Below are 9,818 nucleotides of genomic sequence, written 5' to 3'. Positions count from 1 at the left end.
CCCCCACATCGCCACATGCCCGTCGTTGATCGGGGACAGGCGCAGGTGCCGGTCCTTGGCTGCTGTTTCGGCGCGGTCGCGGGCGGCGTCCGGGTCGGCTTGGATGATCCAGGCCGGCAGTGCCCGCATGACTCGCGGCCACGGCCACGCTTTCAGTGCGTCCGCCAACTGCTTGTCCACCCTCGCCGCCGCGTCCGCGGACAGTTGTGCGGTGGCCTGGCAGACCTTCAACGCCTGCCAAACCTCCACCCGCCCGGCCAGCACCGTGGTCCACAGTTTGGGCAGCCGGTGCCGCAGATCCAGGGCGTCTCCGATCCGGCCCATCGCCGACTGCGGTGAGACGCCGAGTAGTGGGCCGATTTCGGTGGCCAGGAACTCACCCACTAACGGTGTGCCGTCATGGCCGGGCTGGACGAGGCGTTCCATGCCGTCCAGCACGGCTTCCTGGTCGACCTGATAGAGGTCGGCGGCGTGCACGATCGCCACCAGTTCGCTCACCTCGGCGGCCAGCCGCTGCTGGTGGGCGTGGTCCAGGGCGGCGAACGCGGCGCGGACATCCTCGGGTGGCGGCGGCTGGAAGGCCTGTTCCTCCGGGACTGGTGAGTCTTCTTCTGGGACAGATGTATCGCTCATGGGACAAGTCAACCGGACAGGACTGACAAAAATCGACCACTGATCGTCTTTGCCCGAAACTTTGTTCCCATATTTTCCAGGGCGGTTCGCACGATGCAGGTGCAGGGGTGGGTGAGGAAAACAGTCCGAGCGGACTGGCGGAGGCGAAGGGCGGGTGTGGCAAGGGTGCCAGAGCCCGGATGGCTGTCATGCACACGCCAGACCCGCCGCCGGCTGGCTCGGGCCCAGGCCCGGGCCACCCGAGCCGGATCCCCACAATGGCGCCCCTAGAGTGACCGTCATGACTGGTGAGATTCAACGGATCGCAATCGTCGGCGCAGGTGCGATGGGCGGCATGTACGCGTCCCACTTCGCCCCGGCCGGGTTCGATATCGACCTGATCGCGCGCGGTGAGCGGGCTGAGCGGCTGCGCGCCGGGCTGACGGTTAACGGAACGCCACTGGTGGCCTCGGTGATCGACGTCGACTCCGACCGGCCCGTCCAGCCGGCCGACCTGGTGATCTTCGCCGTCAAGGACCGTCACCTCGGGCAGGCCATCGAGGACGCCGCCGCGGTCGTCGGCCCCGAGACGATCATCCTGTCGATCCTGAACGGACTGGATTCGGAGGACAGGATCGCCGCCCGCTACGGCACCGCCCGGGTGCTGCTGTGTGTCGCGTTGGGCATGGACGCCGAACGCGACGGCAACGAGATCCGGTTCCGGCAAGCCGGCCGGCTGGTCTTCGGGCGGGCCGATAACGGTCCGGAACCAGACCCACTGGTCGCCAAGGTGCAGCGCGCCCTCGACCGTGCCGGCCTGGACTGGCAGACCCCGCCCGACATGCGGCACGTCATCTGGTCGAAGTTCTTCTTCAACGTCGGGATCAACCAGGCCTCCGCGCTGCTGCACGCCCCCTACGGTGCCTTTCAGGACGACGGCGATGCCCGGCAGCTGATGAAGGCGCTGATGTCCGAGGTGCTGCTGGTCGCCGAAGCCGAAGGGGTCGCACTTGGCGAGGAGGACATCGCGAACTGGGACCGAGTACTGGCGAACATGCCGGCAGCCGGGTGGACGTCGATGGCGCAGGACGCCAACTCAGGTCGCGAGACCGAGGTCGAGACCTTCGCCGGCCGCGTGGTCGCGCTCGGTGAGCGACACGGCATCGGCGTCCCCTACAACCAGGCGCTGCTGTGGGCGCTGCGGGCCAGCCACCCACGTGGCTGACCCGTCAGGCGTCCACAACGGTTGCGTTCAGGCGAAACCGTGCCTGGCTCGGCTCTGCGCCTCCTGCGCCTTGAACAGGTTGAACCGCGGGAGGAACTTGTCCCAATCGATCGCGTGCACGTCGAGCTCGGGGCCGTCGATGCAGGCGTGCTTGCGGACCAGCCTGCCGTCCGCCACGAACGGCACCATGCAGGCCCCGCACATGCCCGTGGCGTCCACCATGATGGAGTTCAGCGATGCGATGGTCCGCACCCCGTACGGCTTCGAAAGGTCCGAGACCGACCGCATCATCAACGGCGGGCCGATCGTGGTGATCTCGGCGATCCGGCGTCCCTCGCCGCCCTCATTGGCATCCAGCATCTGCTTGAGCGGAACCGTCACGAACCCCTCGATGCCGAACGAGCCGTCGTTGCTGGTGTAGACGACGTCGAGCAGGTCACCGAACTCGGCCTGCAGCGCATCCACCCGCTCGCCCTCGCCGACCCAGAACAGCAGGTCGGCATTCCGGAACCCGGCGATCAGGGTGACGTGGTTGCCCAGCCGCAGGTGCTCCCGCGCGATCGGGTAGACCGGCGGCAGGCCCACCCCGCCCGCGGTGAAGACCACGGTCTGATCAGCACCGAACCGGTGCAACTCGCTGGGCTGGCCGAGCGGGCCGGCCACCCCGGCCAACTGGTCGCCAACCGACAGCTGGTTGATCCGCCGGCTACTGGTGCCCATGCCCTGCACGACCAGCACGATGGTGCCGGCCTCGGCGTCCCAGTCGGCCAGCGTCAGCGGGATCAGTTCACCCTTGGGCTCCCCCAGCACCCGGACGAACTGCCCGGCGCGGGCCGAGCGGGCGATCAGCGGTGCGTAGACCTCCAGCTCGACGATGCCCTGACCAAGTTCGCGGCGTCCGGTGATGACATTGGCGGCCCCGGCCAGGTCGCTGAACCGTCGGGCCCGGGCCACCATGGCGCGGATCTCGGCCGCCGGCAGGTCGGACGCCTCGGTGATCTCGCGCGCGGCCGCCTGACCATCACCGGCCGCCTTGACCGCGGTGGACCCGCCCCGAGTGGCGTCGCCGCCCGAGTACACGCCGTCGATCGAGGTGGCCTGGCTGCCCTCGGTGAGCTCCAGCGCACCAGCGGTCGTGACCGTCAACGTGGGCTCGGAGTCCTTGATGATCGGGTTGGCCGAGTTGCCCAGAGCCATGATCACCAGGTCGGCTGCGACGGTCTCGGTCTGCCCGGTAGCCACTGGCCGGCGCCGGCCGGAGGCATCCGGCTCGCCCAGTGCCATTACCTCCAGCACCGCGGCCCGGACGAAGTGCGTGGCGTCGTCGCCGATGAACTCCCGCGGTGAGCGCAGGGTCGCCAATTGGACGCCCTCCTCCAGCGCGTGCTGAAGCTCCTCGACCCGGGCCGGCATCTCGTCCTGGGTGCGCCGGTAAGCGATGGTGACGTGGCCACCCAGCCTGCGGGCGGTGCGGGCGGCGTCCATCGCGGTGTTGCCGCCGCCGACCACCATCACCTGCTTGCCTCGGCAGACCGGCAGCGGGGTCTCGTAGTCGTCCTGGTGGCCCTGCATCAGATTCACCCGGGTGAGGAACTCGTTGGCGCTCATCACGTTGAGCAGGTGCTCACCCGGTACGTTCATGAACCTGGGTAGACCGGCGCCGGAGCCGACGAAGATGTGCGCGAACCCGGCGTCCTTCAGCTCGGCAAGCGTGGCGGTCTTGCCGACCACGAAGTTGGTGACGAACCTGCCGCCCAGCGCCTCGATCTTGCCCACCACGTCGTCGATCAGCGAGTTGGGCAGCCGGAACTCCGGGATTCCGTAGCGCAGCACACCACCGAGCCGGTGGAAGGCCTCCAGCACAGTGACCGGGTGACCCTCGGCCGCCAACAGGAAGGCGTTGATCAGCCCGGATGGCCCGGACCCCACCACCGCGATCGGCGGTTTGGTGGCCAGCTGCCACGGGTCCGGGACGCCGACGTACTTGGCGGTGTTGCCGCCCGGGTTGACCAGCCGCTCGCGTTGCGGCAGGAACCACTCCAACTGGCCGATCTCGATCGGACGCCCGGAGTGGGCGCAGACCGACTGGCACTGCAGCTCCTGCGGGCAGACCCGTCCGGTGACGTTGGGCAGCGGGTTGATCGACTCGATAAGGTCCATCGCCTCCCGGAAGTGCCCGGTGCCCAGCAGCTGCATCATGTCGGGGATCGCCACCTGCACCGGGCAGCCGCCCTTGGGCTCCTTGCGGCCGGCCAGCAGCTCGCCCAACTGACAGGGCTTGTCGGCGCACTGCTTGTCGCGCAGCGCCTCGAGCCAGACCAGCAGGTCGACCTCGCGCTGGGTGTAGCCCAGGGAGAGGTAACCGAGGTAGCCCTGGTTCACCAACTCGAAGTCCTCGCTGCGCTCCTCCGGCGTCCGTACGTACGGCGGGATCGCGGAGTTGGCCGGCCAGCCGTCGCTGAGCCCCGCGAACACCGGATAGCGGCCGGACAAATGCTGATCGAGCGCGCGAATGAACTTGCGCTTGCCGCCCAACGGCAGGTTCCAGATGAACCTCATCAACACCAGGGACGCGTCGTTGCCGGCCAGCAGCTTGTCCCACAGGGTGGTGGCGAACTCGACCGACAGCTCGGGTTGCCGGAACTCGGCCGCCACCGCGCCCATGCCGTCGGTGATGAACATCTCGCGGAACGCTCGCGGGTTGGTCTGCAGCCGGCGGCCCAGCAGGTCGAGCTGGCTTCGATAGGTCTCGACCGCTTCGGAGCGGCCGAGTTGTTCAACCTCGCTCGCGGTCCGGGTCAACGCCTCGGACGCCTTCAGGTAGCGGGTGAGGTCGTCACGGATGTCGGTGCTCATCTGCTCCATCCCCTCAGTGGATGATCTCTGCGTCGCAGTTGGCCACGACCTTGGCGATCCGGCGCTTCAGGTCTTCGGTCACCTCGACCTTCTCGAGCGCGCCCGGAATCAGCCGGGCCGCCACCTTGGCCTGCCCGTCCACGATCACCTTTGTGCGTTCGAACAGCTCAGGTACCTCCTGCCAGCAGTTCTTGCAGTCGGTGCACCTGTCGATGTCCTCAACGGCCAACTCCACCGCCGGTCGGCCGCCGGCCTGCGCCGCCGAGGAGGATGCCGCCGGCTGACCCATGGCACCGAACCCGCCGAAGCCGCCGCCGAAGGTGGTCACCGGTTGGGCTGCGGTGGACGCGGCCAGTTCGCTCATCGCCCGGGCGATCTCGTCCATCGAGCTCTCGCGGGCGGCCATCGCCTGGTCGTAGCGGGCCTGCAGGTCGGCCAGATCGGCCTTGTGCAGTGCCTTCAACTGGTCAAGGTTGACCCCGGCCAGGTACTGCAGCAGTTGCCAGTACCGGCGGCGTTCCTCGACCAGGTGCACGATCGGGGCGTCGATCTTGACCCTGATCAGCCGCAGGTCGGCGTCGGTGCTCCAGATGAACGGCACGTGGGCGGCGCGGGCGGACTCCGGCAGGTCGATGTACTCCTCGACCGGCACCGCGATCGGCTCCAGGTCACCGGTCAGCTTGCTGAACTGCTTGGCGAACCGGGTCTCGCCGATGGCGAAGCTGGCCGGGGTGAGCGGGCACTCGAACAGGGCCAGTTGTCCGTTGTCGTCGACGTACTCCAGGGTCTGGGTGGTCCAGGTCTGGTCGGGGTCGGGGTTGCCGTCCAGGTCGAACCAATCGTGCAGCGCCTCGCCGCGGCGCGGGTCGTGGATGAACAGCGGGGCCATCCGCGACTCGACCGCCAGCCGACCACGCCGGTTGGCCATGTTGTCGCCGATGCCGTGCTCGCCCTGGCAGGGGGTGTAAACGTCCATCAGGGCGGGACCGTCGAAGTAGTTCAACATGTCCATGGTTGCCCGCAGGAAGTGTCCCTGCATTGCGGTGGCGGTGGCCACCACATAGGTGTTGGCGTGGAACGAGGCCAGCAGGCCCAGTTCCTTGCGGCTCTCGGTCTTGCCCGAGTGCGCCGCCCCGACCCGGGCCAGGTCGGAGTCCTGGCCGGGCAGGCTGGCCGTGGACGCCTGGCCGCCGGTGTTGGAGTAGGCGCCGGTGTTCAGCACCATCATCCTGATCGGCGTCGGGGAGGCGAGGATGCGCGACATGGCACCGAAGCCGATGTCGTAGCTGGCGCCATCGCCGCCGATGGTCAGCACCGTCGGCATCAGGGCCAGCTCCTCGTCGGTGAAGTCGGCCCAGCTCAGCGTGGCGAGTTCGTCGTCGTGGACGGCCGGGTCGTAGCTGTCGGCCAGTTCGAGCCGGGCCGTCCGGATCGCCTTGACCAGGTCGACCGCGCGCGTGGCCAGCCCTTCGAACACACCCTTGGCAAGCGGTTGGGCATCCTGGAAGAGGCTGTTCACCCACGGGTCGGTGAACGCGTTGTAGGGCATGGTGGACGAGTAGACGCTGGAGCAGCCGGTCGAGTTGGTGACCACCGTGGTGGCCGGTCCCTTGCCGGTCGGTCCGCCCTCGAGCAGGTAGAGGTTCTTCTCGATCTCGGCCAGCGCCGTCTTCAACCGCCCGGCCCGGGGTGCGGCGACGTCAGGCAGTGTGCGCAGTTGCTGGGCGAGCAGGCCGGCCAGCTGGTCGAGCGTGGCCCGCTGCTCCGACTGCCGCTTGGCGCCGAGCGCATGGCTGGTCGCCACCACCATCCGGGTGCTGGTCACCTCGCCGCAGCCGCGGCAACCGCCGTGGCCGCCGGTGACGGCGTAGTAGTTGTTCCGGTCGAGGAGCAACCGCTTGGTGTCACCGCCCGGGTCGACGGCGCCAGCGGTGAACTTGGCCGGCGTGTTCGGGGTCTTGGCCAGGAACTCCAGACCGGCTTCCAGCCGTTCCTCGACGGCTGGGGTCTGCACGGTCGAGGTCAGCGCTTGCGGGCCGCAGACGTCGACGCACTCCAGGCAGCCAGTGCACTTCCAAGGGTCGATGGTCACCGAGTACAGGCCACCGTTGCCGGGGGTCTCGCGCTCCAGCGCGTCGAAGAACGGCCGGGTCCTCGCCACCGGGAAGGTGCGCAACAGCTCGACCACTGCGGTGTAGTTGCGGCGCAGGTAGGCCCCGGAGGTGGCGGGCACCAGGTCGTCCACCGCCTGGCCGACCAGGTCGGCGAAGGACGCCTCGGCGCCGGCCCGGTAGAGCTCGCGGACGCGAGCGGAGATGCCGTAGACGTGCTCCCGCATCGCGCCGCGCTGGGCCTCGTTGACCTCGATCATGCCGACAGCGGTTGAGATCAGCGTGTGCAGTTCGTGCACCGCGTTCGGGATCGCGGCGTCCGGGCAGGCCAGGGTGCACTCCATGCAGCCGGTGCACAGCGACGCGTCGAACAGCGGCACGGTGCGCCGGAACAGTCCCTTGTTCTTGCCCGCCGCGGTGCCGGCCGGGATGAACAGCCCGCTGCCCGGCATCACCGGCGCCCGGCCGACGGTTCCGTCACGGAACGGCGCGCCCATGATCTGGTCGTAGTAGTCGGGGTCGAAAAGGTTGGACGCCGCGCACGCGCTGCCGGCCAGCCCGATCGACAGGTCGATCGTCCGCGACGACCCGGCCGGGGAGTTCGCCTCGATCTGGAGGTACCTGTCCGATGCGTAATCGACCGGCCGCAGCGCAGCCAGCCCATCCTCGATCACTGCCATGTTGGACGCGACGATCTTGCTGCCCTTGGAACCGAACTTCTTGTGGATCTGCTGGAAGACCTTCTCGTGCACTTCTTCGCCGGACATGCCGCCCTGGGTCAGCCGGTCGAAGCCGCCGACCAGGGCGCCGATGAACGCGATGCCCATCATGCGGGTCTGCAGCTGGTCGGTCGGGGCATGCTTGGCGGCCACCGAGAAGGCGTCCAGCACGTAGAACTTGATCCTCCGTTCGCGGATGGTCTGCCGGGCCTTCGCCGGCAGCGTCTGCCAGGTCTGTTCGGGCCCCTCGCTGGACTGCATGATCAGCGTCCCGCCCTCGACCAGGCCCTTCAACGGGTTGGTGTGCTGGAAGACCTTGTGGTCTGGCGAGAGCACGACCTCGACGTCCTCGAGTTCGGCGTTGGTGACCAGAACCGGCTCGGGGCTGAGGGTGATGTAGTAATTGGTTGCCGCCCCGGACTTCTCCGAGCCGTACTTCGGCGCCGACTTGGAGTACATGCCCAGCGCGCCGGCCAGGATGTCGGTCATCAGCTTGCCGGTGGCAATGGTGCCGTAACCGCCCACCGAGTGGAAGCGGATCCGTACCGCCTGGTCGGGCAGCAACTCCGGGTTCTGGCCGGTGGGCAGGGCCATCAACCGGGTCTCCGGGTAGGCCGTGGCCAGCTTGCGCTGGAGCTCGGCGAAGCTGCCGGTGGCACCGTCGGAGAAGAAGGTCGACCCGAGGTAGACCAGCGGGGATGCGTTGTCGCCGGCCATGTTCTCGGCGGCTGCGATCAGGTCGCGCGGCTGCAGGTCGTGCCCGCCCAACCCGAAGATGGCGCTGGTGAGGGCCGGGATGGTGGTAATCGGCGCGATGTCGGCGAAGCGTCCCGGGTGGGCGGCGTTGGCGGCGGCCTTGAACAGTGCCGAGGTGACCAGTTGGGTGAGCGCCATCTGGTCGGAGCGCTCCAGCACCGTGACGGCCTTCTTGCCCGCCAGCGCCGCGACGATCTCGGCCTCGGGGAACGGCTGCAGGAGTTTGACCGAGACCAGCCCGACCTTGAGGCCGCTGCGGCGCAGGTGCGGCAGCACGGCCCGGACGTCCTCCCCCACTGAACCGAGCGCCACGAAGACGTGGTCGGCGTCCTCGACGCCGTAGCAGTGGATCGGGGAGTAGTGGCGTCCGGTCAGCCGCCCGTACTCGGCCATCGCCTGGCGGGCCAGCCGAGGCACCTCGGAGTCGAAGTGGGTGCGGTGATCGACTGCGCCGGCCTGGAAGTCGGGCTGGTTCTGCACTGGGCCGGTCAGACCGGGGTTGTTCGGGTCGACCAGGGCCGGCACCAGCTGCCGGGTGCCCTTGCGCCAGGCGCCCAGCCACTGGCGGCGCCACTGGTTGTTCAAATCGGCGGGCACGAACCGTTGGGTCTGCCCGACGAGTTCACCGGCGTCGTCGGCCTCGACCCGGTCGGCGTTGGCGGTCAGCCAGTCGCGCAGCTCGTCCAGTTCGCAGACCCCGAACTCGGCGGCGTGCCGGGTCAGCCACCGCTCGAGCTGCCAGACCCGGCCCTTGGCCCCGTACATGATCTCCTGCGCGACGGTCGGGCAGTCGATCCGTCCGGCCGGGTCGCCCAGGTACTCGCGCAGCAGCTCGGGTTCGGGCAGGTTGGCCTCGGACATCATGTGGCTGGTGGAGAACCCGTCCATGGCATTGGCCACCGGGATCAGCGACAGCGCGGAGGTGCGGTAGCTGATCGCGGCCAGGTCGGCGGCCTCCTGTGGGTTGGCACCGAAGAAGACGGTGTAGCCGGCCGGCAGCAGCGCGTAGATGTCGTCATGGCCGGCCATCACGTTCAGCGAGTGCTTGCTCACCACCCGCGCGGCGACCTGGAGCACGAACCCGCCGACCTTCTTGCCGACGGTGACGAAGTGCGACTCCATCGCGTACAGGATGCCCTGGCTGGACGATGCGTTGGAGACGAACATGCCGCCGGTCAACGCCGCGCCGAGCGCACCGGACTGAGCGGAGTGCTCACCCTCGGGCTCGAAGAAGAACGGGTGCTTGCCCCAGACGTTGAGCTGGCCCTCGGCGCGGGCGGCCTCGTAGATCTCGCTGATCTCGGTGGACGGGGTGATCGGGTAGCCGATGACGCCGCCGCAGACGTGCTTCATCACGTGGGCGACCGCGGCGTTGCCGTTGATCACCGATGGGATGCCCGGGTAGCGCGGCGGCTTGGGGGCGTTCAACAGTCGGCTGGCCGTCAGGTGCTCAGTCTTCTTATCGAGTTGTGTCGCGGACACTTCTATCCTCCGTCGCGCTCAGCATTGATTCGCGGCCGGCTGGGCGGACAGTCGTTG

Annotated in this window: 4 protein-coding genes; 1 reads left to right on the top strand and 3 read right to left on the bottom strand. The window is 68.6% G+C overall.

Translation table 11 applies throughout. The features are described from left to right. Positions 1-633, bottom strand: a 633-nt coding sequence (locus WBL05_RS10380; RefSeq protein WP_424225723.1) for a DUF222 domain-containing protein, incomplete at its 3' end; no start/stop codon positions are given. A gap of 280 nt (positions 634-913) precedes the next feature. On the opposite strand from WBL05_RS10380, the gene WBL05_RS10375 reads away from it, so the two are divergent. Continuing rightward, positions 914-1,837, top strand: a complete 924-nt coding sequence (locus WBL05_RS10375; RefSeq protein ID WP_424225721.1) for a ketopantoate reductase family protein — start codon at positions 914-916, stop codon at positions 1,835-1,837. 27 nt (positions 1,838-1,864) lie between these two features. Here WBL05_RS10375 and WBL05_RS10370 read toward each other — a convergent pair whose 3' ends face one another. Both WBL05_RS10370 and WBL05_RS10365 read right to left on the bottom strand, forming a co-directional pair. Beyond that, positions 1,865-4,693, bottom strand: coding sequence for a sulfide/dihydroorotate dehydrogenase-like FAD/NAD-binding protein (locus WBL05_RS10370; protein ID WP_424225720.1), 2,829 nt, complete (start codon positions 4,691-4,693; stop codon positions 1,865-1,867). Between the two features lie 13 nt (positions 4,694-4,706). Beyond that, entirely contained in the window at positions 4,707-9,761 is a 5,055-nt protein-coding gene (locus tag WBL05_RS10365; protein ID WP_424225718.1) for a 2-oxoacid:acceptor oxidoreductase family protein, read from the bottom strand. Between the last annotated feature and the right edge of the window lie 57 nt (positions 9,762-9,818).

Source organism: Brooklawnia sp. (assembly GCF_049651565.1).
Classification (GTDB): Bacteria; Actinomycetota; Actinomycetes; order Propionibacteriales; family Propionibacteriaceae; genus Brooklawnia.
The sequence above is the reverse complement of the archived record's forward strand: the minus strand, read 5'-3'. Positions and strand labels throughout refer to the sequence as shown.

What these genes read in the sequence shown, in the direction of transcription:
- WBL05_RS10375 (WP_424225721.1), top strand. Translation starts at nt 914, where the DNA reads ATGACTGGTGAGATTCAACGGATCGCAATCGTCGGCGCAGGTGCGATG.
- WBL05_RS10370 (WP_424225720.1), bottom strand. Translation starts at nt 4,693, where the DNA reads ATGAGCACCGACATCCGTGACGACCTCACCCGCTACCTGAAGGCGTCC.